Consider the following 26,781-nt stretch of genomic DNA (forward strand, 5'->3'; position numbering starts at 1 on the left):
GCGGGTGCTTGTCGGGGCCGGCCGGTGGGAGGGGAGGTCGTCCCTTCCTCCGGCGGCTGGCTACGGCTGCTGCGGCTGCTGGCTCTTCCCGTGCTTGTAGAAGAGCACGAGGGTGTAGCAGTGGAACTCGTTGTCGGACGACTGACAGACGACGCGGTCGACAATCTCCAGATCCGCGTTGCTCTTCAGCCAACGGGTGACGTTCTCACCCAGCTCCTCGCGCTCCTTCGCCTTGGTGGCGGAGAAGACCTTCACGCCCGTGAACATCGCCTGCCACTCCTTGTGCGGTACTGACAAAGGACAATAGGGGGTTATGGCACGTGATTTCCAGAGGTGTCAAAAACCCGGCTTCCCGGACGCTCGGATATTGATCCAGCCAGTGCGGGGGTTTGCAGGGCGGGGCGCGTGCCTAGATTGCCCGAGTCGCACCTGGTGTGACTGGGGCGCTCGGGGCAGGGGCCGCGAGTGATGGCGGCGGTGGGGAAGGGGGAAGGCCCGTGGACATGAAGACCAAGAAGGACCTCGCGGTAGACTTCATCAATACGATTCGCACGATGGAGCCAACCGCGCTCAACGCGCTGATCGTCAAGGAGGCGGGCGAGGAATTGGCCCAGTTCTTCCTGAACTACAGCGCGAATCTCATCTCCAAGGACCCGTCGCGGGTGCTGGAGAACACGTCCTCGCTGATGCTGATGGGGTACCTCATCCGCACCTACGAGGAGAAGAACACGCAGGCCCGGCAGGGGACCTTCCAGTCCTACGCCTTCGCCTGAGGGGCTCGGGGCGGGCGCGGCAGGCTCGACAGGCCCGGGTGTGGCCTGTTAGGGAGCGGCGCCCATGCTCATCGACCTGCACGCCCATTCCTACCTGTCCAAGGGTTGCGAGCTGGACCCTCGCAACGTGCTGGAACGGGCCGCGCTGTTCGGCCTGGACGGGGTGGCCTTCACGGAGACGAACACCCAGGACGGCTGTGATGAGCTGTTCGACCTGGGCGCGAAGGCGAAGCTGAAGGTCTTCGTCGGGCTGGAGCTGGTGACGGACCGCGGCCAGTACCTCTGCTTCTTCCCGAAGCCGGAGCTGGCCCCGGAGCCCGTGCAGCTGTGGGGCAGCAACCGCGAGAAGCCGTGGAGCGCCGCCGAGTGTCTGCCCAAGGTGAAGTCCCTGGGGGCCGCCATCGTCGCCGCGCGCCCGTATGACAGGGACTCGCAGAACCCGGCCATGGACTTCATCCGCTCGCTCAACGTGCTGAGCGCGGTGGAGGGCTACAACGCCCGGGTGAAGCAGACCGCCAATGACCTGGCCGTGGAGGCCGCCGAGGCGCTGAAGCTCCCGTGCACCGGGGGCAGCGATGCGCGCGGCTCGCTGGACGAGGTGGGCCGGGGCGCCACCTTCTTCAAGCGCGACATCAAGACGCAGGCGGAGCTGGTGGCGGAGCTGCTCAAGGGCGAGTTCTGGCCCGTCATGGCCGGCGAGCTGCCGCGCCTCACCCGGCCCGGCGAGGCCCAGGCCGCGCGCAAGTCGGGCGGCGGGGGCCGGGGCGGCAAGCAGCGCCGCCGCCGGTAGTCACCGTCACGGGAAGAGCGGCTTGCCGGCCTCCTCGGCGCGGGCGAGCCGGCCGTCGGTGAGGAAGGCCTTGCGGCGGCCACCCGGGTACGTCCACTCCTCGTTCTTCGATGAGCCCTCGAGCGTGCGGAGCACCCGCTCCGGCGGGCCCCACGCCATTCGCACCGCGTCCATGGACATGTTGGGCACCAGCCGCTTCTCGCGGACGGCCTCCTTCACGGCCGGGGGCAGGGCGTCCAGTTGCGCCGTCAGCTCGCGGGGCGCGAGGTACTTCTCCAGCTCCGTGCGGAAGTCCTCCGGGCGCTCCAGGTTCGGCGGCAGCACCAGCACCAGCGGCGGGGCCGTTGGCGCGGCGCCTTCTTCCGCGAGGTACACCCACGGCCAGGTGCGCGGGGTGTAGAGGACGCGCTCCGCCACCACCCACGAGGTGGGGAACTCCACCTTGGTGATGCGCAGCTTCGTGCCGGCGGGGAGGATGCGCTCCACCGCGCCAGGGTTGATGGGCTTGCCCTTCGAGTCGTCCAGCAGGCGCACGTCCTCGGGCGCGTAGGGCGTGAGGAGGTGCTTGGACGCGTCACCGAAGAAGGGGGTGACGTGGCTGGAGACGCGCAGGTACTGCACCGCCTCGGGGCCACTGAGGGCGCTGTTCAGCGAGGTGCGCGCCTCGGGGGGCATCCGGGTGTAGGAGCCACAGCCCGTGGCGAGCGCGGTGAGGAGGAGGACGGCGAGGGAGGACAGTCGGAATCGGTTGAGCGGCATGGCACCTCCGCGAGGACACGAGCGCGGGAGGGGGCCTGCTTAGCTCAGCGAGCGGCCTGCGTCAGCGGGGACGGCGCCAGCTCCTCGCGCTTGCTGCCACCCCGGCAGCCGCGCTGGGGAGGGCAGACGGGGCCCCGGCCCAGGGGATCCGCGACGAGGAGGAACCGGCCAAGCCCGCGCGCATCCGTCAGCTCCGGGTGACCACACAGAGCGCAGTTGCGGGGAGGACGCTTCGAAGGGGGGAAGGGCACGGGACGCAAGTGTGCGCCGCTCCCGTGCCCGGGGCGAATTTTCCGCCTCCCCGCGACTCCTACTTCTTGTCGCCGGAGGCCGCCGCGGGCGCGGGCGCCGGGGTGCTGCTCGCGGACGACGAAGACGACGAAGACGACGAGGAGTCGCTCGACGACGCGCTGCTGCCCGACGAGGAGCTGGAGGAGGAGCTGCCCGAAGAGCCGCTCGACGACGAGCCGCCGTCCTTCTTGGTGGAGCTGTACAGGTCCGAGTACCAGCCGCCGCCCTTCAGGACGAAGCTGGAGCGGCTGACGACCTTGGACAGGGAGCCCTCGGCGCCGCACGCGGTGCACGCGGCCGGGGTCGGGTCCGAGATCTTCTGCAGCACGTCGATGGTCTTTCCACAGCTCTGGCAGGCGTATTCGTAGATGGGCATGGGTGTCAGTGCCTCGTCAGGGTGTTGAAGGGGTGGCGTTGGCGAGGAGCCGCTTGCGCAGCCCATCCGCCAGGCCCAGGCGCTCGAAGGCGCGGAAGACGAGCTCGGCGGGCGCGCCGTGCTTGCGGCCCACGGCATCCGCCAGTCCGTGCAGCTCGGTGGCCTCGGGGAACTCGTCGGCCACCAGTCGCTCCAGCTCCTTGCGGAGCGAGTCGGAGAACTTCCGCTGGATGCCCAGGTCCGTGAGGTACTTCTCGCGGCCGAGCAGGTCCAACCGGTGCGTCAGGTGCGAGGTGGCCAGGGCCTCGCGGCGGAAGCGCTCGCGCAGGGCCTCCACCTCGTCGCCGATGCCGAGCACGGAGATGAGCCGCTGCAGCTCGGACGGGCTCAGCCCCAGGGACCAGCCCACGCGGCCAGCGGCCCCGCGCTGATCCGAGTACGCGGCCAGCACCTGGTTCTTCTCCTTCTCCGTGAAGGACTCCAGCAGCCCGTGGTCCTTGAGCACGTTCTCCACGTCCACCAGCGTCAGCTCACCGCGCGAGCCGTTGTAGCGCTGGGACAGGTTGCGCAGCAGTGCGAAGCGGTGCTCGGCACCCTCCAGGGCGCCCTCCACCGCCGGCTTCGTGCTCAGGCGCGTCAGCTCCATGAAGGACGCCCGGGGCGCCTCCACGCGGGTGAAGCGGCCCCGGGGACGGGGCAGGTCCCGCCGCAGGAAGCCCAGGTCCTCACCGTCCTCGGGGGGCAGGGTGTCGGCGTCGGTGGCGTCGGCCTCGGGGGTGGCGCGCTTGCGCGGGGCGATGCGCTCCTGGACGGCGGCCTCCTGCTTCGCGGCCTTGCCCGCCTTCTTGCCGGCCTTGCCGTCGCCCTCCTCGGCGGCGGACGCGGGCGGCGTGGCGAAGACGGGCACGTTGGGCGCGGGGGCGGGCGGAGGCGTCTTCTCCTCGCGCACGTAGGCCAGCTCCCGGGCCACGTCGTAGAAGCCGCACGCCTGCCGCTGGGCGGCCAGGGCGGGGGCGGTGCCGCGGAGGATGTCCACGACGGCGAAGGGGCCGAGCGGGGAAGCCTCGGGCTCTCCATCCGTCAGGGTGCGGACGCGGAAGTCATCGTCCTCGGCCAGGAGGGCGAGCGCTTCTCGGACCTCCGGGGCGGGGGCCGGCGACTTCGCGCGCCTGCAGAAATCCGAGACGGCAACCGCCACGGGGGTGGGTACGTCGTCGGGCTGTCGTCTTCTCTGCCAGGGGCTGGTCATGGAAAGTCGCCGAAAAATGCTCGTTTACGAGGGCGGATGCCTCTATCTTCGCCGCCAGACGGGTGTCAATGAGCCAGTCCGACTCCAATCTAAACAGCTACCGGCGAGTGCAAGCCGGAGGGACGGCCGGCCGGGGGCGCGGGCGCTCCCTGACTTTACCCGCCGGACGTTGCGAGCCGGGGCTGACGGGGATATCTCGCCCCCGCGTTCGGAGACCAACAGTCTTCCATGACGGTTTCTTCGACAGCGGGGAACGTTTCGTTGCGGAATGGAGCGGGTCGCGGCGGCCCCGTGGACCGGTTACAACAGGAGCGGAGGGCGGGCTGGGTCGGCCCCCTACCAAGGGAGCACGATGCACGCGCGGACCCGCGGGGCGTTTGAAGGAACCGACATGAGCCACAGCCACCACAGCCATGAGCAGGATGAGTCGAAGGATGAAGTGCTCGCCCGCTACATGGCGCAGCACGGGCTGAAGAGCACCCGGCAGCGCAGCCTCATCATCGACACCTTCTTCGCCGTCGGTGGCCACCTGTCGGTGGAGGAGCTGTGGAACAAGGTGCGCGAGCAGGACACGAAGGTGTCCGTGGCCACCGTGTACCGCACCATGAAGCTGCTCAACGAGTGCGGCCTGGCCCACGCGCGCAACTTCGGCGACGGGCAGACGCGCTACGAGGCGGCGGCAGGCCGTGAGCACCACGACCACCTCATCTGCACCCGGTGCGGCACCATCGTCGAGTTCGAGAACGACCGCATCGAGGCGATGCAGGACGCGGTGGCGCGCAAGCACGGCTTCAAGGTGACGTCGCACAAGATGGAGCTGTACGGGCTGTGCAAGGACTGCCAGCGCGCCGCGGGCGTGGCTCCGACGACGGCGGCATGAAGACGGCCGCGCGAGTCCGGGTGTGCGCGGCCCTGCTGGTGCTGATGTTGGCCGGCTGCCGCGGCTCGAGGCCGGTGGATGCGGGGCCCGCCTTCCTGTACGCGCTGGCCCTCCCGTCGGTGGGGCCCACGCGGCACGATGCGCGCGGCCTGAGCGGCAAGGTGGTGCTCGTCTCCTTCTTCGCGACCTGGTGCTTCCCGTGCCTCGCGGAGATGCCCACGCTGGAGGCCCTGCAGAAGGACTACGGCGCGAAGGGCTTCCAGGTGGTGTCGGTGGGCATGGACCTGGAGGGCGAGAAGGTGCTCCAGCCCTTCGCGGACCACTACGCGCTCCGCTACCCGGTCCTGGTGGCGAACGACACCCTGCGAGAGGGCCAGACGGCGTTCGGCCACATCCGCGCGCTGCCCACCACCGTGCTGTTGGATCGCCGGGGCCGTGCCGTGGCCGGGTGGCAGGGCGTGGAAGGCCACGCGGACGTGGCAAAGGCCATCGAGAAGCTGCTCGCCGAGGAGTGACCGCTCCGCCTCACCCCGGGCGGAGCGGGCAGGGCGACCGCGCTACTCCTGCAACAGCGTCACGGAGAGCTCCGGGTCGCTGGCGATGTCCGCCTCGGTGAAGCGCATGTCCACCCACTGCTTGCGGGAGAACAGCCACGTCTGGTCCGCGAAGTACGGCGAGGCCGGGCTGCTGGACTGCGAGTAGGCCAGCACGGAGCGGCCCACCGGGCCGGTGTCCGTGAAGGACACCGCCATCACGAAGCTGGTGCCGAGGAAGGGCACGTAGGTGTAGTCCGGCAGGAGCCGGCCGCCCATCGCGTTGAAGCAACCCTCCGGGTCACCGCAGCCGTGGTACGGAATGCGCGCCTCGTTCCGGTGCACGCGCTGCACCGCGCCGAGCGTCACGTCCAGGGGGAGCCCGCGAGCTTGCATCACCTGCACCGCGCCGCCCAGCGCCTGCACCACCTGCGGGTGCAGGGTGTTGAGGCCGCGCGGGGTGTTCACCGGGTCCGTGGGCAGGAAGGGCACGAGGTACGGGCCGCCCGTCACGGGCACGATGCGGGAGATGAACTGGCGCCACAGCAGGCCGCCCGCGCTGTCCAGGTCACCGCGCAGGTTCCACTTCTCCAGCACCGGGCACGCCGCGCGCACGTCCACCAGTCGCCCGTCCTTCGCGAGGATGAACGGGTTGCGGCGGCACATGGCCACGGCGCTGTCGCGCAGCAGCTCGCCCGAGAAGTTCCAGTTGTTGAAGGCCACCGTCTGGAGCTGGTCCAGCGTGAAGCGCTGGCCCTCCAGCCCGTCCGTGCCGGCCAGGCGCCCCTGCACCATCTTCAGCCCCACGCGGGTGCGCAGGCTGCGCGCGGTGTTCTCGGCGCCGATGATGCGGTCATACCCCGTGAGCGGCTGCGCCGGGTTGGACAGCCAGTAGCTGTCGTTGGAGTTCGTCACATAGTCCTGGCGCACCAGGTGCGGCATCCGGCCGGGGCCGAACATGCCCGGCTCCACCGCGTCCGCGTCCGAGCCCCACTCGCAGTCCGCGCGGGTGCCGTCCAGCACCGGGAGCCCTGCGGACTGGTACACGAGCAGCGCCACCGGGGAGAGCACGCAGCGCGCCACCATTTCATCCGTGACGTGCGGGACGACGGCGGAGTCCGCGTAGAACGCACGGCCCTGGTCGTCCGCCGCCACCGTGTTCACCCAGGGGATGCCCTGCCAGTAGTCCTGTGCCTGCCGCAGCGCGTCCACGCTGCCGGCCCTGTTCATGGCGAGGAACTGATCCAACACGCGGAAGTTCGTCGCATTGACGTCGCGGAACGCGTAGCCGGTGAGCGCGTTCCACGTCATGTACCCGGCCGGGTAGTCGAACATCGGCCCGAAGCGCGTCCAGTAGAACGTGTGCGTCCGCGGCTCCAGCGTCCCGTCCGCCTTGCGCGCGAGCACGGTGGTGGGGCGCGGCGTCATCTGCTGGAGCTGGCCATTGTAGAGGTACGTCGTCGGGCTGCCCGGCACGAGCTTCAGCTCGTACGGGGTGAAGCGGAAGCCCGTGGACACCGTATGGCTCCACGCCACGTGCGCGTTGTGGCCGATGAGCACCGCCGGCACCCCGAGCAGGCTGGCCCCGCTCACGTCGAGCTGTCCCGGCAGCGTGAGGTGGACCTGGTAGAAGCGCTCGGAGCCCTCCCACGGGAAGTGGGGGTTGCCCAGCACCATGCCGTTGCCGTTGCGGGTGCCCTCGCGGCCCAGGCCGATGGCGTTGCTGCCCATGCCCAGGTCCGTCGCCTTCGGAATCGCGCCGGCGGGGAGCACGTCGGGCAGGGTGAGGGGCACGGGTAGAGCGCCATCCGGCAGTGGCCCGGGCGGCTGCGCGTCGACGATGGACGTGAGGAACGCGCCGGAGCTGGCCAGCAGGCTGAGCTGGTAGTAGCGCCGGAAGAGGTCCAGCTCGGTGAGGGGACGGACCCAGGCCGCGCCCCGGCACCTCGGGTCCGGTAGCGCGTCGACACCCGTCTCGCGCAGGTAGCGGTTGTAGCCGGCGACATAGCCCCGGACCAGCTCGCGCATCTCCACCGACGGGCCACGCGGCGGCGCCTGGGCCACCAGTGCCTCCACCGTGCCCGCGTCGTTGATGGACTGGTAGAAGAAGTCGCTCTTGAGGTTGGGGATGTCGCCGACCAGCGTGGCGGGGTACGTCGCGTCCGGCCCGAAGTACCGGGAGCGCTGCGCGCTGACGGTGACGACGACCTGCGCCAGTTCGCAGAGGTTGTCCTGTGCGAAGGCGTAGCCGTACCCGTAGCCGAGGCCGGCGTAGTCCTGGGCCAGCACGTGGGGAATGCCGTGCGACGTCCTGCGGACCGTGGCGGAGAGCCCACCCGTCGCGGCCAGCTTCACCGCGGGCAGGGACGGGGCGTGCGCGGCGGCCTCGGGGCTCCCGGTGTCACAGGCCGTGGCTAGCAACAGCAGGGCCAACGGCGCCAGGCGGGCGCCTCGTTTCGAAGCAGGGATGGGGTTCATGATGGCGCTCCAGGATGGGTGCGAGACCTCGGGGTCTCCGTGGCCCCAGCCTCGGGCGCACGGGCGTCCACGTCTCCAGGGACAGGTTGTGCGGGAGGGGGCCGGCTGGATCGCGCGGCTGCTACATGCCTGGAGCGGTTTTCTTGCGGGGCAGGGGGTCGCTGGTACCTTCGGCGCGTTCATGACGGCGAGGCAAAAGTTCCTGGTGGTGGCGGTGGGTGTGGCGGGGGCCTTGAGCCTGCTGTCGGTGGCGGACGCCAAGGGCTTCCGCCGCTACATGTCGCTGCGCCAGGACGTCGACTCGCTGCACGAGCGCAACCGCAGCCTGGCCGAGCAGAACGAGGCCCTGCGGGAGGAAATCAACGCCCTGCGCAAGGACCCGTCCGCCCTGGAGCGGTCCGTGCGCGAGGAGCTCGGCTACGTGAAGCCGGGCGAGATGGTCTTCCACCTGGAGTCCCCATGACGTCGCTGACCGCGTTTCCGTCTCCCGGAAGGTTGCTGCGTCACGCCGTGAGGGCCATCCCCGCGGCCGCGGCGCTCGCCACGTTCATCCACCTGGCGCGCGGAGGCTTTCGCGGGCTCCACACGCTGGAGTGGACCGAGGCGGCCCTGGTGGGCTTCCTCCTGGTGGGCATTGCCCTGGCCGCGTGGCGCCGTGCCATGCGTGGCGCCGTGGGCGCCGTCATCGACCTGCGCGACGACCTGGACCTGGGCGGCGGGCTCATCGCCGCGGCCTTCATCGTCGTGGCCATCGGCGGCGGGGAGCTGTTCCCGATTGTCTACCTGCTGATGGCCTTCCTGGTGGCGTTCCTGCCGCGCAACGCGGGGCTGACGCTGCTGGGTGTGGCGCTGGTGTTCGACGCGCTGGTGACGCTCGCCGGGCACGTGCCGAACTGGTCTGGCTTCGCCACGCACGCGGCCTTCCTGGCGCTGTTCTCCGGGCTCTACCACCTGGTGCTGGCGGCGCGGATGGCCGCGGCGCGCCGGGCGGAGAGCGACGCGGTGCAGAAGCGCATCCGCGAAGTGGAGGAGCGCGCGCGCACCTTCCGCCTCGTGTCCTCCGGCACGCAGGACAGCTTCAGCGGCATGAGCAGCGACGAGAAGTGGCTCGTCGCCTCCGTGAAGGAGATCGAGGGCGCGGTGCATGCGGCGCTCGAAATCGCCGAGACGGGCCTGCGCACGCACACCTGCGCGGCGTTCCTGCTCACCTCGGATGACCGGAGCCTCAAGCTGTACGACTGCCGCTCGGGCTCCGAGCGCGTGCAGCGCGAGCGCTTCTCCGCCGGCGAGGGCATCATCGGCGGCGTGCTCAAGCGCCGGGCGCCGGTGCGGATGAACTCGCCGCAGGGGCTCAAGGGCGTGACGCACTACGAGGGCAGCGCGCCCACGGTGCAGGCGCTGCTCGCCGTCCCCATCCTCGAGGGCAGCGGCCTGGTCCGCGGCGTGCTGGTGGCGGACCGCGTGGCCAACGAGCCCTTCAGCGACCAGGACGAGAAGCTGCTGTCCATCATCGCCGGCGAGGTGCTGCGCTCCATCGAGGTGGAGCGGGTGATGAGCTACATCCGCAAGACGCGCGACGAGAAGGACCGGTTCTTCCGCGCGATTGAGGAGCTGAACCGCGCGGGCAGCCCGGACCAGGTCTTCGTCGCCGTGCTGGAGAGCACCCGGCACCTGGCGGGGCTGGACTTCTGCGCGGTGACGCTGGTGTCCGAGGTGGACGGCAAGCGGATGCACCGCGTGGTGCGCATGTCCGGTGTCACGGCCCAGGGCCAGGCGCTGGAGGGCCAGTCCTTCCCGGACAACAACGGGCTCGTCGCCAACGTGGTGCGCTACGGCGCGCCGCTGCCGGGCCGGGACATCAAGGCGATGGACCGGCAGATCATCTTCGACGACGAGACGCAGATTCGGGGCTTGGGCGCGCTGAAGATCTTCCCGCTGGTGGCGGGGGACCGCATCCTCGGCACGCTCGTCGCGGGCTCGCGCAAGAAGGCCGCGTTCGAGCAGGACGTGCTGCGGATGATCGAGGTCATCGCCATCCAGGCCGCCCAGGCGGTGCTGCGCGCGCAGCTCTACGAGCAGATGGAGCGGATGGCCACCACGGACGGCCTCACCGGCCTGTTCAACCACCGCACCTTCCAGACGAAGGCGGACGAAATCCTCGCGCAGGCGCGGCGCTACCAGCGCAAGTGCTCGGTCGTCCTCACCGACGTGGACCACTTCAAGAGCGTCAACGACACCTACGGCCACCCCACGGGAGACCAGGTGCTCAAGGGCGTGGCGCGCATCATCAAGTCGCTGGCGCGCGACACGGACATCGTCGCCCGCTACGGCGGCGAGGAGTTCGTCATCGTCATGCCGGAGACGGATGCCAAGGGCGCCTACACCATCTCCGAGCGCATCCGCGAGGCGGTGAAGGCCGAGGTCTTCCAGACCGAGATGGGCCCGCTGAAGATCACCATGTCGCTGGGCATCGCCACCTTCCCCGACAACGGGATGGAGAAGCAGCAGCTCATCGACCTCGCCGACCAGTGCCTGTACCACTCCAAGCGCAATGGCCGGAACCAGTCCGTCACCGTCGCGCAGATGCAGGGCGGCCGGAAGCTCCAGGTGGCGGACGCTTCCTGATTCCGGGCGCGGATGTCGCGCCGCCGTGCCACGCCAGGGGAAAAGTGCGCGGCATGCGGAATGGCGTCCATCGGCCCGCGACGCGGTGGCACTTTGACCTGGACTGTCTCCGGGGCTCGGCTATCCCGAGCACACCCGCAAGGCACCTCGCCCGGCGGGCATCCCCCCGGAGGAAGTCCATGAAGCGTCTCACCCTCCCGTCGTTCCTCCTGAGCAGCGCCCTGTTCGTCGCGTGTGGCCCCGCCCCCCAGCCCACGCAGCAGCCCGAGCCCACCACCACCGAGCAGTCCGTCACCAACATCGAACTGGTGGAGACGGCGCTGGACGCGCAGCTCGCCGCCACCGCCGCGCAGGTGGGCGCGGACGTGCACGCGCTGGAAATCAACGAGCCCGTCACCGGCACGGTGAGCCCGGCTGACGCGGCACCGCTCGCGATCGAGCTGGTGAGCGACTCGCGGATGCCCTGGCAGTACGGCGCCACGCTGACGCGCGCGCAGGTCCGCGCGCAGATTGGCACCACGCTCGCCAACGACATCGAGCGGTACATCAACACCGGCGAGAGCTACACGGCCGTGGTGTACGGCTGGAGCCGCGAGACGCAGCCGGACTACTGCTCCACCGGTCACTTCTACACACTCGTCTTCAACCAGGCGCGCTTCGTGATGACCGTGGAGGTCAACGGCGGCAACGAGTGCTGAGCTGACGCGAAGGGGCCCATCACGGAGACACGTGTCTCCGTGACGGGCCCCGATTGGGTCAGCTCGAGTGCGGGAAGTCACTCGGCGCTGAACCCGAAACGGCCACCGCGTGCAGCCCGGGTGGCCGTTTCCCCGTGCTCCGCTACAGCGACTGCAGGAACTTGAGCAGCGCGGCGCGGTTCGCGGCGCTCATGCCGGAGAAGGCGTTCTTCGCGTTCTGCGCCTCACCGCCGTGCCAGAGGATGGCCTCGGTGAGGTTGCGGGCGCGGCCGTCGTGCAGGTAGGCCTCGCCGCCGCTGACGCCCGCCGTCAGGCCGATGCCCCACAGTGGGGGCGTGCGCCACTCGGAGCCCGTGGCCTGGCCCTCGCCGAGGTTGTCGGCCAGGCCCGAGCCCATGTCGTGCAGCAGCAGGTCCGTGTATGCGTGGATGGTCTGGCTGCGCAGCTCCGCGTTCGGGTGGTACTGGCTGGTGGTCAGCGTGGCCGTGTGGCACTTCGCGCAACCCGCGCTGGCGAACAGCGTCTCGCCGCTCAGGGCGGTGGCGTCGCGGTAGTCGCGGCGCGACGGGACTCCGAGCAGCGCGATGTAGCGCGTGAGCTTGTCCAGGTCCGCCGCGGCCAGCTCCGTGCTGGTGCCCGAGCAGCCCGACTGCTGCGGGCCGCAGTCCATGGCCGTGAAGACGGGCGAGGTGACGCCCATGTCATTCACGAGGGCGTCCGCCACCTGGTGCTTCAGCTTCGCCGCGCCGGCCTTCCAGCCGAAGCGGCCCAGCCGCGTCGCGCCCGTCTCCGGATCACGCACCGTCTGCATCTTCCCGGAGATGCCGTCCCCGTTGCTGTCGTTCGGGTCCGCCAGCGCGGCGATGGCGCTCTCCGGCACCGCCTCCAGCAGGCCCATGCCCACCAGCTGCGGCGTGACGCGGGCGGAGTAGTTGGTGGGGATGACATTCGTGAAGCTGTAGGTCGGCTTGCGCAGCTGGTACGCGGTGCCGTCGCCGAACGTGCCGCTGCTGTTGGTCCACCCGGAGATGCGGACGTCCGCCTCGGGAGTGCCGCTGGTGCGGCGGGGCTGCAGGCGGAAGCCGAGGAAGGCGTCCGCGCCGCCGCTGGCGTTGCCCACCTTGACCACGTAGTTGCCCAGCGTGGTGTTGACGGCGGGCGGCAGGCCGCGGCCGTTCTGCACGTGGCAGGAGATGCAGGACGTCGAGACGAAGTTGGGGCCCAGCTTGTTCGCCTGTGCGGTGTACACGGGGTTGGGCTGCTCGGAGTGGCTGCCGTCCCCGAAGTTCGTGTGGTGCAGGCGGCGGCCATCCACGAAGGGCTGCGCATTCACCGGGGCCATGTTCATCGCCATCTGCAGGAACCGGTTGTCCGGCTCGTTGGACATGGGCTGGTTCTGCGTCGTCGCGCCGCCGCTCAGGCCGGCCGCCGGCATGGGGAACGAGTCCTCCTGCGCGCCGGACACCTCGAACGGGGCGATGCCGCCGGTGCCGACGATGTAGAGCATGGCCGTGGAGTAGTAGTTGAACCGGCCTTCCACCGGTGCCCGAAGGAAGACACCAATCTCGATTTCCATCCGATCTCCGATGCGGATGGCGCGGCCTTCCTTCGCGTTGAAGTTCACGCTGGCCGTGTAGAGGTAGTCGTTGACGGTGGTGAAGTCCGCGTTGTGGAAGTACTCGGCCACGGTGTTGAGGCCACGGAAGAACGCGCGGAAGTCCGGGCTGTCGTACGGGTAGATGGTGCGGAGGTTGACGACGATACGGCTGCCGCCCTTGGCGACCTCGTCGATGATTTCGACGTTGTGCGTGCGGTTCTGGAAGTAGAACTGCAGGTAGTGGTCGTAGGCCTGGTACTCGTCCTCGCGCGCGTGGCGATCACGGACGCGGTCACCGACGCGGGTGATGATGGCCGTGGAGGTGTTCTCCACCGTGGCCGGCTCCAGCGCCGTGGTGTTGTCGAAGAGGGGGACGATGTTCCCCGTCGGAGGAGGCTGGCCGGCGTCCGTTGGCGGAGGTTGGCCGGCGTCTGGCGTGCCCGAGTCCACGGGTGGAGGTTGCGTGCCGCCGTGCGTATACCGCGCCCACGCGGTGTCCTTGGCACAGTTGCAGGACACGTCCCAGTACGTGAACGAGTAGTCGATGAAGTCGCCCGCGACGAGCCCCGTCACCGTGTACTCGTTGCGGCCGTTGATGATGGCCATCCGGTAGTTGAGCTGCCCTCCATTGTTCTTGATGAGGTGGATGTCCGCCCACGACGTGGTGTCGACGTAGAAGATGGCGGAGGAGCCAGACTGCGTGGCGCCGTAGGTTGCCGCGAATGAGTCAAACGCCAGAAGGGCGGTGACGAGAACCACCACTGCAAGTCCTGCTGTTCTGTTGCGCATGGTTTTCTCCCAGCGAGCCACTTCGGACGGAGGGGGTGGGTGACATTCTTCACCATCCGAAGGAAGTCTAGACTTAGGGCAGGTGGATTAGAATTCCTATAAATTTCGGTAAGCAGGTCTGCCCCTGTCGGGTGTGCGACTGCCCCGCGGGGCTTGATGCGGAGCGTCATCTGCGCATGACGGAGGCGTTGCCACGGGCGCGGTGTCGGGCAGGATGGGCGGCCTCGAATGGCTCCGATTCCGCTCGCGGTGACGACCAGCACGAAGGTGGACGCGGCCCAGATTCGCGAGGCCCGCGCCGTGGCGTCGCGCTGGGGGCTGCCGTTCCTTCCCCGTCGTTCGAAGGAAGGCATCGCCCCGTGGCTCGGGGTGAAGACGGACGCATTGCTGGTGGTGGGCGGTGACGGCGTGACGCTGTGGGACGCGGAGGGCTCGTTCGCCTTCCACGCGGGCATGGCCCACCTGCGCCGCATGCGCCTGCGCGAGGGCGAGCCGGATGCCTTCGTGCGTGTGGCGGAGCTGAAGCCCGGGGACTCGGTGCTGGACTGCACGCTGGGGCTGGCGCAGGACGCGCTGGTGGCTGCGCTGGCGGTGGGACCAACGGGGCGCGTGGTGGGACTGGAGAAGAGCCTGGCGCTGGGCGTGGTGGCCGGGGAGGGGCTGCGCCGCTACGAGCTGGGGCCGGACTCGGGGCCCATCGAGGTGCGGCACGCGGATGCGCGCGAGTATCTGAAGACACTGCCGTCCGGCGCGTTCGACGTCGTCTTCTTCGACCCGATGTTCGCGAAGCCGAAGAAGGCGCAGCCCGCGTTCGAGGTGCTGCGCCGCTTCGCCGAGCACGCGCCGCTGACGCCGGAGACGCTGGCGGAAGGGCGCCGGGTGGCGCGGCGCTGGGTGGTGGTGAAGGGGGCGAAGTACTCGGATGACCTGAAGAAGCTCGGGCTCGCGGAGGAGCCGGGCTCGCGCTTCACGGACGTCGTCTGGGGACGGCTGGGGCCGGTGGCGGTTCCGTAGGGGTTTCCTGCCTGGAGGTGGTGGATGCGGCGCATTGCACGGGCGTGGTGCGTGCTGGGCCTGCTGATGGGGGGACCGGCGGCCGCGCTCGCCCCGAAGGAGGAGAAGATGGCGGACGAGAAGAAGGCGCCTGCGGAGGCACGTGTGCGGGCACGGGAGCTCGGGGTGGCGCCGGGCATCTTCACGCCGGGGCCGCACAACGGCCTCACCGACGTGGCCGGCGTGCGGGTGGGGCACACCACGCTGATGGCCGGCGACTCGGTGCGCACGGGCGTCACGGCCATCCTCCCGCACGGAGGGAACCTGTTCCGCGAGCGGGTGCCGGCCGCCATCCACGTGGCGAATGGCTTCGGCAAGCTGCTCGGCAGCACGCAGGTGAACGAGCTGGGAGAGCTGGAGTCTCCCGTGCTGCTCACCTGCACGCTGTGCGTCTGGCGCGTGGCGGATGCGCTGGTGGGCTGGATGCTGGAGCAGCCCGGCATGGAGGACGTGCGCTCCATCAACCCGGTGGTGGGCGAGACGAACGACGGGCGGCTCAACGCCATCCGCACGCGGCCGGTGGGTGAGAAGGAGGTGCGGGCCGCGCTCGCGCAGGCGTCCACGGGGCCGGTGGTGGAGGGCAGCGTGGGGGCGGGGACCGGGACGGTGGCCTTCGGGTGGAAGGGAGGCATCGGCACGTCGTCGCGCGTGCTGCCGAAGAAGCTGGGCGGCTACACCGTGGGTGTGCTGGTGCAGTCCAACTTCGGAGGCGTGTTGCAGGTGCTGGGCGCGCCGGTGGGCAGGGCGCTGGGGCGCTACGCGTTCCAAAAGGATGTGGAGGAGCGAGGGGACGGGTCGATCATGATTGTCGTCGCCACGGACGCGCCGCTGGAGCACCGGAATCTCAGGAGACTGGCGGAGCGCGCCACGCTGGGGCTGGGACGCACGGGGTCCTCGGCGTCGAATGGCTCCGGGGACTACGTCATCGCGTTCTCCACGGCGGACTCGGTGCGCCGGGCCTTCAACGCCGAGCGGCTGACGGCGGAGACGCTGGGCAACGACGCGCTGTCGCCGCTGTTCCAGGCGGTGGTGGAGGCGACGGAGGAGGCCATCTACAATTCGCTCTTCATGGCCAGCACGGTGAGCGGGAATGGCCAGAAGGTGGAAGCGATTCCCCTGTCGAGCGTGCGCGAGGTGCTGCGCCGGCATGGAATCGGGCAGGCCGGGAGACCCTGAGGCACGAGCACTCGGAGGCGCGCATGCACGTCTATCTGAACGGGGAGTTCCTCCCGCTGGAGCAGGCCCGGGTGTCGGTGGAGGACCGGGGCTTCCTCTTCGGGGACGGGGTGTACGAGGTGACGCGGGTGCTCCCGAGCGGCCTGTTCGCGGAGACCGAGCACTGGGATCGGCTGCAGCGGGGCATCAAGGAGCTGACGCTGCCGACGCCGGAGGGCTTCAACAAGGCGCAGGTGCGCGGCATCAGCGAGCACCTGCTGGAGGCCAACGGGCTGAAGGGGCGACAGGCGACGGTGTACCTGCAGCTCACCCGGGGCGCCGCGCCACGCAACCATGCGTTTCCGCCCGCGGGGACTCCGCCCACGCTCTACCTGTCCGCCTCGCCGTTCCAGGTGCCGTGGACGCAGCGGAAGGAAGGCGTGAGCGCGCTGATGCTGCCGGACCTGCGCTGGGCGCGGTGCGACTTGAAGACGGTCAACCTGCTGCCGAACATCATGGCCAAGCAGCAGGCACGAGATGCCGGCGTGTACGAAGCCGTGCTGGTGCGCGACAACGTCATCACCGAGGGCGCCTCGACGAGCGTGTTCATCGTGATGGACGGCGTGCTCCACACGCACCCGAAGAACCAGCGCATCCTTCCCGGCGTCACCCGGGACCACGTGCTGGCGCTGGCTTGCGAGCTGGGGATGACGGTGAAGGAGCAGCCGGTGGCGGTGAATGACCGGGGTCGCTTCCAGGAGGTGTTCCTCGCCGGTACAACGACGGACGTGCAGCCCGTGGTGACGTTGAACGGGGCGAAGGTGGGGGAGGGGACGCCGGGGCCGCTAACGCTTGCGCTGCAGCGGGCGCTGCTCCAGCGGATGGGGCTGGAGGCGCCTCCAGAGCTCGGGCTCTAGGGATAGACCGCACCGCCGGGGCCTGGGGACCACAGGAGTCCCAGGTCCAGGGGAACAGCCTCGAAGGGGGCCTCGCGAATCACCGTGTTCCCGCCGTACAGGGCCGTCCGCACCCAGCCGTTCTCTCCGCGTCCGTACACTTCCAGGGTGCGGCGCACGGGGTCGATGAGCCAGGCGTGCTGCACACCCTCGCGGTGGTACACGGGCATCTTGCGCACCCGGTCCAGCGTTCGCGTTGAAGGGGACACCACCTCGCACAGCCAGTCCGGCGCGGCGGTGAGCCAGGGCGTCTTCGGGTCTGTCGGCTCCGGAACCCGCTCGCGTCGCCACCCGGCCATGTCAGGGACCAGGACGTTGGGCTCGAAGTGCAGCTCGGGCCCGTGCAGGAACCACCAGTCTCCCGGGCCGGTCGGTGTCATATCGAACCGTAGGGCCAGCAGTGCGCTCAGGCTTGAAATGACACGCAGGTGCCCGACCGCGGGACGGGGTGAGGCGTACAGCTCACCCGCGACGATCTCCCCCACCCATCCCGGCGGAAGAGCCTCGATGTCCTCGTAGGAAACCGGCATCTTCCCCTTGTCCTGCCCCATGCGCACGCCTCCCGGAGAGACAACCTGACAGGTTGACCGTATGGCACCCGATTCATTGGGGAGTCAACCTGCCAGGGCGGGAGTCTACAGAGGGGTCTGACATTCACTGCCGGCGCGACTACAGGCCCATGCAATTCGCGTAATACGTCACGCTGCCGGGCCAGTCGCTGAAGATGCCGATGACGCCGACGTGGCGGGCGAGCACGTCGAGCGCGACGTACATGTCCCCGTCGTTGTCAATCGCAGGGGCCACGGACTGGTAGTAGAAGCCGCCGCCCGTCTTCAGGGGGCCGGCGCGCTCGAAGGACCAGGTGATGATGTCCAGGCCCGCGGCCCGAGCGGCCTTCGCGTACGCCGACGGGACGATCTTCCCCGCCGAATCCAGCGTGAGGAGCACGTAGATGGGCGGCGCGATGATCTTCACTCCGGAGTCGACCAGCGCGTCCATGCTGGGAACCCAGGTGGTCGGGTTGTTCGGGTCGAAGATGGTGCCCGGAATTTCGTAGCGGCCGTCCAGGTACACGCCCTGCTTGCCGAAGCGGGGCTCGTGCTCGATCCAGTAGAGCACGTCGTTCAGGTCGAACGACTGCGGCCAGACGTCGCTCGGGTCGACGCGCGCCTGCTTGTACTCGTTGATCATCTGCTGGGCGTACTGCTGCTGCGTGTACTCACCCTGGAACGGCATGGGCACGCTGGGGGCCTTGAGCTCCGGGGTGAACTTCACGTCGAGCTTCTTGAAGAGCTCGATGCTCTCCTTGTGGGAGAGGACGGTGCCGCAGGTGGAGTACAGGTCCGTGCGCCAGTTGGCCGTTCCCCCGAGGTACTGGGCCACGGTGGTCGCGGCCGGGTTGGACGCGTCCATCTTCCCGCAGAGCTGCTTGAACTCGGCGAGGGTGATGTCGCTGGTGCAGCAGAGCGCCGAGGCCGCGCGGCCCGTGGTGGGGTTCGCCGGCTGGAAGGGCTGTGTGCACTTCGCCGCCAGCGCGGGGATGGCGAGGATGTTGGTGGTGGTGTGCAGGTCACACTGCGAATGGCGGCACACGAGCTGCCGGTCCTTCGTGAAGGTGACGTCGCACTCGAGGATTCCAGCGCCCATGCGGGCCGCGGCCTCGTAGGACTCCTTGGTGTGCTCGGGGAACTGGAGCGGGGCGCCGCGGTGGGCGATGGAGAACTCGGTCTTGTAGAACGGGCCCTCGGAGCACTGCTGGAGCTTCCGCTTGAGGGGGCTCTCGTCCATGTCCTCGACGAGGTAGTAGGGGCGAGGGCCCACTTGGACGTTGAGACGGCGCGGGGGCTTGAGCTCGTTGTCCCTGGCGGACACGACGGAAGGGGAGGCGAGGCACGCGGTGAGGGTTACTGCGGCGAGGGTCATCAGTCTCGTCGGAGTCATGAGGCGCACGGCTCCTTGCGGGAGTTCGGGGTCGAAAAGCGCGCGCACCTTGCACGTCCTCATCGGGTCCGTTGCGTCAAGACTCAGCCACGATTCGTGAGCGGCGCTCCGTAGGCGCCATCCGCGATGCCGTCACGGTTTCGTGCCATCTACCAGGGCCAACGGGAACAGGGCTCGGTGGTGGATGTTCGGGTAATACGCCGCGAGGTGGAGAGCTCCGCCCACGCTTACCCAGGCCCGTCTGGCCGGAGCGTCCTGCGCTCTCAACCAGGCGTCCGCTGCTTCGCGCGTCTCGAAGGATGCCACGGCAACGGGGGGCTCCTTCTCCACGAGTTCCTCAAGGTACCACTGAAGAGCGCGGTTGCGTGGCAGACGGCGCAGGTTCGTTTCGCGATCGTGGACGACGTGATGATACCCGTTGCCGATGAGCACGTCGGCGGGGTCTGGGGGATTGGGGTGGCTCGCAAGCCAGGCTTCCGCCTCCTCCCGTGTGCCGAACGAGGCCACGACGTAGGGAGGAGCGTCCGCTTCTGCATGCTCCCGAAAGTCGGCGAACGCTTCCAACTGGCCGGTTGCATCGATGTAGCGAATCGCGTCGAGGATGGCCTGGCTCTGTGCCTCCTCCTCCGGGAGCTCAGGCTCAGCGCGCACCTGCTCGAAGAAGCGGCTCGTTTTCTCCATGAGGCCTCGGAGTTCCGATGGGCCGCCTCGAGGAGTCACGCCGAGAGAGTCGAGCCGCTTGAAGAAGTCTTCAAAGGGGTACCGCTGCCCAGTGGCAGAGATGAAATCCAGGGCGTCACGTGCGAGGAGCAGGATTCGAGCCTGATCGCGTGGCGGGTTTTGACTCCAACGCCTCCCAATCACCGGGTGTGCTTCCGCGAGCGCAGCGAGGTTCGTCATGGCGCCACCGCAGGCGTGGAGTGGGGCTCGGAGGATACCAGCAAGACGGCCGGTGCGAGGACCAGGGCTGTGCCACCGCTCCCTGCAACGACGACAACGAACGCGACGCCCGCGATGACGACGACAGTGCCCACCACGAGCTCGCGGCGGTGCTGCTTCAGCCAGTCCACCGCGCTGTCGACGGCGGGGAAGCGGACCCGAAGCTTGGCGGCTTCGGCCGCCTCCTTGAGCCTGCTGCAATCCAGAAATGCCGGCCTGCACCTGGCGATACAGATTTCCTTTTTGGAACCCGCGCTTGCGTGAGTCCAGTTGCGACCCTTCAAGCTGGCCTTGCACATCGCTTCGCATGAATCCTGCTCTGCTTCACAGTCACGGTTGAAGGATGCGAGAGCGACAGGTCCATCGAGATGCCCGTTGCTCGGGAGGGCCGGGGAGGATGACGCAAATTCACTCAAGGGACGCCAGGCATGGGACACCTGACCGTCCCGCGCTTCCTGAATGACGAGCACTTGGCGGGACGGCTCCGTGGAACTCGACGCGCCGGGCGACGTGCGCCCGGTGGTGCCACAAGAAGTCAGCAACAGGGCGAGGCTTGACGCCACAATCCAGCGTGGCACGACACGGAGGTCCATGCTGACCACCGTACGCATGCGCAGAGAACTGCGTCGACGTATTCCGTATCCGTGGAGTCTTCCTGGAACTCAGTCCTTCCCCGCGCCCTTCGGCGGGCCCTCGCCGCCCATGGGCGACAGCGCCGCGGACAGTGCACCGGCCTGCTCGTGCGGCATCTTGTCTCGCGGCGAGCGGTAGTACTGCATGGGCGAGTGGTGCAGGAAGTTCGACACGCGGCTCGTGTACAGACAGGCGTACTGCTCCACCTGGTACCCGAAGCGGCTGTTCTCGTTGCCCTCCTTGAACAGCAGCCCCCAATACGGGTTGAAGCCTTCCTCGACGTCCTGCTCCAGCGTGTCCGCGATCTCGTTCGCGTCCTTCAGCGCCCGGCGCATCCGGTCCAGCTCGAACTTCGTCTGCTTCCGAAGCTCCTCCGCCTGTACGCGCTCCGACGGAGACAGCGGCTCGCGCTCCAGCCTGCGCTCCAGCGCGTTCAGCAGCGTCTTGTGGTGGTTCACCTCGTCATCCAGACGCTCGCGCACCACCTCCACCTGCGACAGTGTCCCAATCTCCTCCTGCCGCGAGTCCGTGTAGGTGATCTCGTCTTCAATCTCCTGCACCACCATGCACGTGCGCCACAGCGACGACTTCTTCGACTTCAGGATGTCGCCGTAGATGTGGTCACCCACGTAGAGGATGTTCTCCCCGCGGTACCCCGTCAGCTCCTCGAACCGCGCCAGGTTGCCGCCCGAGTACACCTTTCCCCGGTCCAACGAGCTCGCCTCGCCGATGACGCGGCCTTCCTCGGTGGTCGCGTCCAGCTCCAGGAACGGACGCCCCTCCGTGAAGAACCCCGGCTTGCCCGCCGCCGTCACCACCACGTCGAAGTAGTTCCGCCAGCTCGGATACTCCGCCAGCTGCCCGTCCAGCAGGTACTTCATCACCGCGTCCGTGTAGTCCCACGCCGAGTTCGTCAGCAGGAACAGCCGCTTCCCACCCGAGCGCAGCTTGTGCAACGCCGGCCCCAGCTCCGGGTCCAGGAACACGTAGCGACCCAGATCCTTGCGCACCTCGAACTTCAGCGAGTTGTCCCGGTGGATCGTATCGATGGCCTCGCGGATGTCGTCGTACAGCTTCCCGTAGTCCACCCGCTGCCCGAGCGACTCCATCAGCTCGATGATGCCCGCGAACAGGCACGTCTCCGGCAACGCGAAGAGCGTGTCGTTCCACGCGAACTGCGGGTTGCGCAGCCGCACCCGCTTGTTGCGGTACAGCTCGCGCCACACCTCGGGCTTCAGCGGGCGCAAGCCGTGGTACGCACGCCCCACGTGACCGAAACGGTCCATCTTCAGGATGTTTCCGTTGACGCGGTCCACCGCCAGCCCGCGCATCACGAAGTGGTGGTCGTAGAGCAGGCCGCCCACCATCGGCGGGTAGCCGTACTCCGTCACCAGCTTCGCCAGCGTCATGTCGAACGAGAGCTGCTCCAGCCGGCGCATGTGGTAGATGGCCAGCGTGTAGTCCATGTCGAAGCCAATGAGCTCCACGCTCGACATGCGCAGGTTGCGGTTGACGAACACCTCGCGCGCTCGCGGCACCACGTCCCGCCGCTCACGTGGCAGCGTGAGCAGCCGGGTGAGCCCCTCGTCGGCCAGCAGCTCGTGGGCGCGCCGAGAGGCGCTCGCCGCCCGAGCCTGGTTGAGTGGAGAACGAAAACTCCCGTGTAGCGGGTCCTGCACGGGCCCGCCCGGGATGGGTCGGAAGGGAGAGAGAGTCTGGGGCACGGGACATCAACACATACCACGCGCGTGTCCCCTCGGCTCGTCCTTGCCGGTCCAGAGAGAGCGTGGCACGCTCACCTTCTGCAATGCGCTCGCCCGCCCGACGCCAGCCCTCGGAGAGTCCCGAGGAGGTCCATGCGCGCCTGTCCGCCCGGATCTCCGCGCTCGAAGACCGCGTGCGACTCCTGGAGGCCCGGCTCCGCGTGAGCACCCGCGCGCCCACGCCCGCCGTCCGGCTGGCCTCCAGGCGGGCCGACGAGCCGTCGCGTCCCGCCTCCGCCCGCGCGCGGCCTCGCTGCCCCGGCTGTACCCTGGAGCTCCCCAAGGGACGGCGCGGTGAGTCGTGCGTCTGGTGCGGCTTCGTCTTCTCCGCCGTGTCCCGGCGCCGCCCGACACGAAAGAAGCGATGAGCGCCACCTACAGACTGACGGGCCGCATCGAGGCCGGCGAGCTCGCGGAGCTGTACGAGGGCCTCTCGCTCCCCTCGACCGAGGTGGTGGTGAAGCTCTTCCACCCCAAGACGTCCGACCCCGCCTACGCGCTGGACCTCGCGGAGACGACGCGGCTGCTCCAGTCCGTGCGCCACCCCGGCATCCTCCACGTGGTGGACATCGGCGTCGTGCGCCAGCGGCTCGCCGTCGTGCGCGAGGACGTGGAGGGCTTCACGCTCGGCACCGCGCTGCAGCGGCTCCACACGAAGGAAGTGGTGCTGCCTCCCGCGGTGGCGCTCCACATCGTCATCCAGTTGCTCGAAGCCGTGCAGCAGGCCCATGAGGCCGGCGTCCTCCATGGCGCCCTCACGCCGGGCAACGTGGTGCTGGCGCGCGACGGCACGCCCGCGGTGTGCGACTTCGGCGCGCTGCGCGCCCTCATGGCGGTGCCGCAGTTGCGCCGCTCGTTCGCCAACCGGGGCCGCGGCACGTACCGCTCGCCCGAGGTGACGCGCGGCGAGGCCCACACCGAGCAGTCCGATGTCTACTCCCTGGGCGCCATCGCCTACGAGTTGCTCACGCAGCGCGAGCCCGTGGTGGCGGGGGGCGGGGGCGTGTCCACGCGCCGCAGCGAGGCGCTGCCTCCGCCCAGCCGGTTGGACCGGCGCATCAACTCGCGGTTGGACTCGCTCATCCTCCGCGCCCTGGAGGCGACTCCCCAGCGGCGCTTCCGCTCGTGCGGCGAGTTCGCCTCGTCCCTGCGCAACTTCCTCTCCGCGAGCGGCGGCCTGCCGAGCGTGGACGACGTGCGCCGGTTCGTGGTCGAGCTGTTCCCCAACGAGGTGAGCCTCGCCGGCACCGTGGGGCCCGCGCCGTTCAAGGAGACGTTCACCCTGGAGCCCATCTCCGGCGCGGAGATGGACGACCTCCACGCCGAGGAGCCCGAGGCCTCCATCATCCAGCGCACGCCCTTCAGCCGCTCGCTCTCCGAGACGGAGGCCGGCGCGGATACCCAGGAGTCCGCCGAGCCCGCCTTCGAGGCGTACCGCCCGGAGGACTACGAGCCGGACCTGGCCGCGCCATCCCTCACGCGCACCCGCGCACCCGAAGCCTCCGCGCAGCGAGAGGCTCCGGTGGGGGAGGGCGAGACGACGGGGCCGGGACAGGCGGGTCCTCTGGAGCGCGGCTGGGAGGCCCCGCCGGGCGCCGCGCCGGCCAAGCCGCGTCGGCAACTGGTGCCCCAGGGCGGGGCCAACGGGCAGCAGTCCACCCGCGTCGGCGCTCGCAACCCGCGCATGCGGATGGTGGAGGACTTCTCCGGGCCCAGCCCTTCCGAGGACGACGAGGAGCTGTCCGTCTCCGTCTCGACGTCCGGCCGCCGCAACGCCCGGCCGCGCCGCCCGGCCGCTGAGCGCGCTTCCCGTTCTTCGCTGCCCGAGCCGTTTCCCGCTTCGGCGCGCCCGGAGGCAAGGTCGCGGGACGACATCCCCATGCCGCCGCCGTCGGATCCCCACTCCCCGAGGCTGCTCACGGATGAGATGGACCTGTCCGGCGCCACGAAGCGGCGCGGGAAGATGGTGGCCATCGCCGGCGCACTGGCCCTGGTGGGGCTCATCAGCTTCGCCATCGCCGCGTGGCGTCTCGGGGGACAGCCCGAGGAGGGCGGTCCCCCCATCCGAGCCCCGGACCTTTCGGCCCAGGTGCCGGAAGCCCAGGGGCCGACGGAGCCCATTCCGGTGCCCCGGCCTCCGCCCCCGCCGGAGCCCGTGAAGGTGGAGGAGCCTGTTCGCCAGGCCGCGCAGGACACGGCCCCGGCGGAGGACGAAGACACCTCCGAGGCGAAGCTCCCGCCGAAGTCCCAGCGCGCGTACGTCACCATCACCACCAACGGCCCCGCGCGGGTGTACATCGACGGGGAGCGGGTGGGCCGGACCACGCCCCTGTCCCGCTTCCCCCTCAAGGCGGGCACGCGGCTCATCCGGCTGGTGTCCATCGCCACGGGCGAGGCGCAGGATTCGGAACTGCGCTTCACCCGCGGGCAGCATCGCAAGCTGGTGGTGAACTTCGTCAATACTCCGAGAAGGTGACTCCATGGACCGGACCCGCATCTTCGTCGTCGAGGACCAGCCGCAGCTCCTGAAGAACCTGGTCAAGGTGCTGGGCACCTTTCCCGAGCTGGAGGTGGTGGGCACCTCGCAGGAGGGTGAGGCCGCGGTGGAGGCCATCCTCGAGGTGCGGCCGCAGCTCGTGCTGTTGGACCTGGAGCTGCCGGGCATCAACGGCATCCAGGTGACGCAGCGGGTGAAGCGCCGCGCGCCCGACGTGGAGATCCTCATCCTCACGTCCTTCGACGACGAGCAGAAGGTGTACGAGGCCATCCAGGCCGGTGCGTCCGGCTACCTCGTCAAGCGCGTGGGGCCGGAGAAGATCCGCTCCGGCATCCAGGAGGTGATGTTGGGCGGCACCGTGCTGGAGCCCATCATCGCCCGCCGCTTCTGGAACTACTTCCAGTCCGTCCAGGCGAAGCCGGCCTCGCCGGAGAAGAAGGCGGACAACCCCTGGGTCCTCACGCCCACGGAGTTCGAGGTGCTGCGCTATGTTGCCAAGGGCCTGTCCAACGCAGAGGTGGGGCAGGTGATGACGCTGGAGCGGCGCACCGTGCGCACCCACCTGTCACATATCTACCGGAAGATGGGCGTCAACTCTCACGTGGAAGCCGTCGTGATGGCTCTGCGCGCGGGCGTCGTGGATCTATAGCCGCGCTCTATGTACGGTGGGGGCCTATGCGCAAGGCTTCCAAAGTCAATGCCCCCGCTCGCGCGGCGGATCCCGCCCTCGAGTCCCTGTTCGAAGTGCACGAGGCCACGCTGCCCAACGGCCTCCAGGTGCGGTTGCTGGCCAACCACCAGGCCCCGGTGGTCAGCCTCTACACCTTCTTCCAGGTCGGCAGCCGCAACGAGCGGCCCGGCATCACCGGCATCAGCCACCTGTTCGAGCACATGATGTTCAACGGGGCGAAGAAGTACGGCCCCAAGATGTTCGACAAGACGCTGGAGTCCAGCGGCGGCCGCTCCAACGCGTACACGTCCAATGACATGACGGTGTACTACGACGACTTCGCCGCCGACTCGCTGGAGACGGTGTTGGACCTGGAGTCGGACCGGATGCGCTCGCTGCGCATCTCCCAGGACACGCTGACCAGCGAGCGCGAGGTGGTGAAGGAGGAGCGCCGCGTCCGCGTGGACAACGACATCGCGGGCATCATGGACGAGGAATTGGGCACGCTCGTCTACAAGGCGCACCCGTACCGCTGGCCCGTCATCGGCTGGATGGCGGACATCGAGAACATCACCCGCGAGGACTGCCAGGAGTACTTCCGCACGTACTACGCCCCCAACAACGCGGTGCTCTACATCGTGGGGGACATCGACCCGAAGAAGACGCTGGCCCTGGTGCGCAAGTACTACGGGAACATCCCCCGAGGCCCCGCGCCCGCGAAGGTGCTCAACGCGGAGCCGGAGCAGAAGGGCGAGCGCCGCGCCCTGGTGCGCCACCCCGCGCAGTCGCCCGCGCTGATGCTCGGCTTCCGCGGCCCCTCCGCGCGCGAGGACGACACCTTCACCCTGGACGTGGCGCAGTACGTGCTGACGAAGGGGGAGGGGAGCCGGCTGGTGCGCTCGCTGGTGTACGAGCAGAAGCTGTGCGTCTCCATCATGCTCGACTGGAGCTGGCGCATCGACCCGGGCACCATCCTCTTCTACCTGGAGCTGAAGCCGGACTCCGACCCGCAGAAGGTGGAGGCCGCGCTGTACGCGGAGCTGGAGAAGCTGGCCCGCGAAGGCATCACCGACCGCGAGCTGCAGAAGGCGCAGAACAACCTGCGCGCGGACCACATGCGCGAGCTGGCCACCAACAATGGCCGCGCCCACGCGCTGGGCCACTACGAGGCGCTGCTCGGTGATTGGCGCCGCCTGCTCACGTTGCCCAATGCCTACTCGTCCATCACCAACGACATGGTGAAGGCCGCCGCCGCGAAGTACTTCGCCCCCGAGCGCCGCTCCGTGGTGACGCTGCTGCCCGCCCCCTCCGAGGCCTGAGCCTGGACCGGAAAAAG

24 protein-coding genes are annotated in these 26,781 nt (G+C 69.2%); 13 read left to right on the forward strand and 11 right to left on the reverse strand.

What is annotated here, in order from left to right:
- Positions 1-60 precede the first annotated feature (60 nt).
- Positions 61-267 carry a hypothetical protein gene (locus tag OV427_RS45650; protein WP_163996430.1) on the reverse strand — a complete coding sequence of 69 codons (207 nt, stop codon included), beginning with the start codon at positions 265-267 and terminating at the stop codon, positions 61-63.
- A gap of 230 nt (positions 268-497) precedes the next feature.
- On the opposite strand from OV427_RS45650, the gene OV427_RS45655 reads away from it, so the two are divergent.
- Positions 498-773: a hypothetical protein gene (locus OV427_RS45655; protein ID WP_206727828.1), complete on the forward strand. Its 276-nt coding sequence runs from the start codon at positions 498-500 to the stop codon at positions 771-773.
- Between the two features lie 64 nt (positions 774-837).
- Positions 838-1,563: a PHP domain-containing protein gene (locus OV427_RS45660; protein ID WP_267862528.1), complete on the forward strand. Its 726-nt coding sequence runs from the start codon at positions 838-840 to the stop codon at positions 1,561-1,563.
- A 6-nt stretch (positions 1,564-1,569) separates the two neighbouring features.
- On the opposite strand, the gene OV427_RS45665 is transcribed toward OV427_RS45660, so the two are convergent.
- From OV427_RS45665 to OV427_RS45675, 3 genes are all read right to left on the reverse strand, one after another.
- A complete protein-coding gene (locus tag OV427_RS45665; RefSeq protein ID WP_267862529.1) occupies positions 1,570-2,322 on the reverse strand; it encodes a hypothetical protein in 753 nt (250 codons plus the stop codon).
- A 310-nt stretch (positions 2,323-2,632) separates the two neighbouring features.
- Positions 2,633-2,989 (reverse strand): FmdB family zinc ribbon protein, encoded by a 357-nt coding sequence (locus OV427_RS45670; protein WP_267862530.1) that lies wholly within the window; start codon positions 2,987-2,989, stop codon positions 2,633-2,635.
- Positions 2,990-3,005: 16 nt separating this feature from the next.
- Complete coding sequence (locus OV427_RS45675; RefSeq protein ID WP_267862531.1) at positions 3,006-4,238, reverse strand: hypothetical protein; 1,233 nt, start codon at positions 4,236-4,238, stop codon at positions 3,006-3,008.
- A 391-nt stretch (positions 4,239-4,629) separates the two neighbouring features.
- Between OV427_RS45675 and OV427_RS45680 the strand changes: the two genes are divergently transcribed.
- Together OV427_RS45680 and OV427_RS45685 are read left to right on the forward strand one after the other, a co-directional pair.
- Positions 4,630-5,118 (forward strand): Fur family transcriptional regulator, encoded by a 489-nt coding sequence (locus tag OV427_RS45680; RefSeq protein ID WP_267862532.1) that lies wholly within the window; start codon positions 4,630-4,632, stop codon positions 5,116-5,118.
- Entirely contained in the window at positions 5,115-5,633 is a 519-nt protein-coding gene (locus OV427_RS45685; RefSeq protein WP_267862533.1) for a TlpA family protein disulfide reductase, read from the forward strand. The genes OV427_RS45680 and OV427_RS45685 overlap by 4 nt, the downstream gene beginning before the upstream one ends.
- Positions 5,634-5,675: 42 nt before the next feature.
- Here the strand turns inward: OV427_RS45685 and OV427_RS45690 are convergent, their stop codons facing one another.
- Positions 5,676-8,129 carry a penicillin acylase family protein gene (locus tag OV427_RS45690; RefSeq protein ID WP_267862534.1) on the reverse strand — a complete coding sequence of 818 codons (2,454 nt, stop codon included), beginning with the start codon at positions 8,127-8,129 and terminating at the stop codon, positions 5,676-5,678.
- A gap of 181 nt (positions 8,130-8,310) precedes the next feature.
- Here OV427_RS45690 and OV427_RS45695 point away from each other — a divergent pair, with 181 nt between their 5' ends.
- The 3 genes from OV427_RS45695 (at position 8,311) to OV427_RS45705 (ending at position 11,452) form a co-directional block, all read left to right on the forward strand.
- The gene (locus OV427_RS45695) at positions 8,311-8,592 is read left to right on the forward strand and encodes an FtsB family cell division protein (RefSeq protein WP_267862535.1); all 282 of its coding nucleotides are present in this window, start codon (positions 8,311-8,313) and stop codon (positions 8,590-8,592) included.
- Entirely contained in the window at positions 8,589-10,754 is a 2,166-nt protein-coding gene (locus OV427_RS45700; protein WP_267862536.1) for a diguanylate cyclase, read from the forward strand. The genes OV427_RS45695 and OV427_RS45700 overlap by 4 nt, the downstream gene beginning before the upstream one ends.
- Before the next feature lie 179 nt (positions 10,755-10,933).
- On the forward strand, positions 10,934-11,452 hold the full coding sequence (locus OV427_RS45705) for a hypothetical protein (protein WP_267862537.1): 519 nt from the start codon (positions 10,934-10,936) through the stop codon (positions 11,450-11,452).
- A gap of 142 nt (positions 11,453-11,594) precedes the next feature.
- Here OV427_RS45705 and OV427_RS45710 read toward each other — a convergent pair whose 3' ends face one another.
- Positions 11,595-13,838 carry a di-heme oxidoredictase family protein gene (locus OV427_RS45710; RefSeq protein WP_267862538.1) on the reverse strand — a complete coding sequence of 748 codons (2,244 nt, stop codon included), beginning with the start codon at positions 13,836-13,838 and terminating at the stop codon, positions 11,595-11,597.
- Positions 13,839-14,066: 228 nt separating this feature from the next.
- Between OV427_RS45710 and OV427_RS45715 the strand changes: the two genes are divergently transcribed.
- From OV427_RS45715 to OV427_RS45725, 3 genes are read left to right on the forward strand one after another with little or no spacing between them, the layout of a single operon-like run.
- The gene (locus OV427_RS45715; protein ID WP_267862539.1) at positions 14,067-14,852 is read left to right on the forward strand and encodes a class I SAM-dependent methyltransferase; all 786 of its coding nucleotides are present in this window, start codon (positions 14,067-14,069) and stop codon (positions 14,850-14,852) included.
- 24 nt (positions 14,853-14,876) lie between these two features.
- Positions 14,877-16,067, forward strand: a complete 1,191-nt coding sequence (locus tag OV427_RS45720) for a P1 family peptidase (RefSeq protein ID WP_267862540.1) — start codon at positions 14,877-14,879, stop codon at positions 16,065-16,067.
- Positions 16,068-16,090: 23 nt separating this feature from the next.
- A complete protein-coding gene (locus OV427_RS45725; protein WP_267862541.1) occupies positions 16,091-16,963 on the forward strand; it encodes an aminotransferase class IV in 873 nt (290 codons plus the stop codon).
- On the opposite strand, the gene OV427_RS45730 is transcribed toward OV427_RS45725, so the two are convergent.
- The 5 genes from OV427_RS45730 to OV427_RS45750 form a co-directional block, all read right to left on the reverse strand.
- Positions 16,960-17,553 (reverse strand): Uma2 family endonuclease, encoded by a 594-nt coding sequence (locus OV427_RS45730; protein ID WP_267862542.1) that lies wholly within the window; start codon positions 17,551-17,553, stop codon positions 16,960-16,962. The genes OV427_RS45725 and OV427_RS45730 overlap by 4 nt on opposite strands.
- Positions 17,554-17,671: 118 nt before the next feature.
- Complete coding sequence (locus OV427_RS45735) at positions 17,672-18,943, reverse strand: glycerophosphodiester phosphodiesterase family protein (RefSeq protein WP_267862543.1); 1,272 nt, start codon at positions 18,941-18,943, stop codon at positions 17,672-17,674.
- A gap of 132 nt (positions 18,944-19,075) precedes the next feature.
- Positions 19,076-19,843 carry a hypothetical protein gene (locus OV427_RS45740; RefSeq protein WP_267862544.1) on the reverse strand — a complete coding sequence of 256 codons (768 nt, stop codon included), beginning with the start codon at positions 19,841-19,843 and terminating at the stop codon, positions 19,076-19,078.
- A complete protein-coding gene (locus tag OV427_RS45745) occupies positions 19,840-20,352 on the reverse strand; it encodes a hypothetical protein (protein WP_267862545.1) in 513 nt (170 codons plus the stop codon). The genes OV427_RS45740 and OV427_RS45745 overlap by 4 nt, the downstream gene beginning before the upstream one ends.
- A gap of 192 nt (positions 20,353-20,544) precedes the next feature.
- Positions 20,545-22,239: an HAD-IG family 5'-nucleotidase gene (locus OV427_RS45750; protein ID WP_267862546.1), complete on the reverse strand. Its 1,695-nt coding sequence runs from the start codon at positions 22,237-22,239 to the stop codon at positions 20,545-20,547.
- 403 nt (positions 22,240-22,642) lie between these two features.
- Here OV427_RS45750 and OV427_RS45755 point away from each other — a divergent pair, with 403 nt between their 5' ends.
- The 3 genes from OV427_RS45755 to OV427_RS45765 are packed head-to-tail and all read left to right on the forward strand — an operon-like array spanning position 22,643 to position 26,764.
- Positions 22,643-24,754, forward strand: a complete 2,112-nt coding sequence (locus OV427_RS45755; RefSeq protein WP_267862547.1) for a serine/threonine-protein kinase — start codon at positions 22,643-22,645, stop codon at positions 24,752-24,754.
- 4 nt (positions 24,755-24,758) lie between these two features.
- On the forward strand, positions 24,759-25,424 hold the full coding sequence (locus OV427_RS45760) for a response regulator (RefSeq protein ID WP_267862548.1): 666 nt from the start codon (positions 24,759-24,761) through the stop codon (positions 25,422-25,424).
- A gap of 26 nt (positions 25,425-25,450) precedes the next feature.
- Positions 25,451-26,764: a M16 family metallopeptidase gene (locus OV427_RS45765; RefSeq protein WP_267862549.1), complete on the forward strand. Its 1,314-nt coding sequence runs from the start codon at positions 25,451-25,453 to the stop codon at positions 26,762-26,764.
- Positions 26,765-26,781: the final 17 nt, after the last annotated feature.

Source organism: Pyxidicoccus sp. MSG2 (assembly GCF_026626705.1).
Taxonomy (GTDB): domain Bacteria; phylum Myxococcota; class Myxococcia; order Myxococcales; family Myxococcaceae; genus Myxococcus.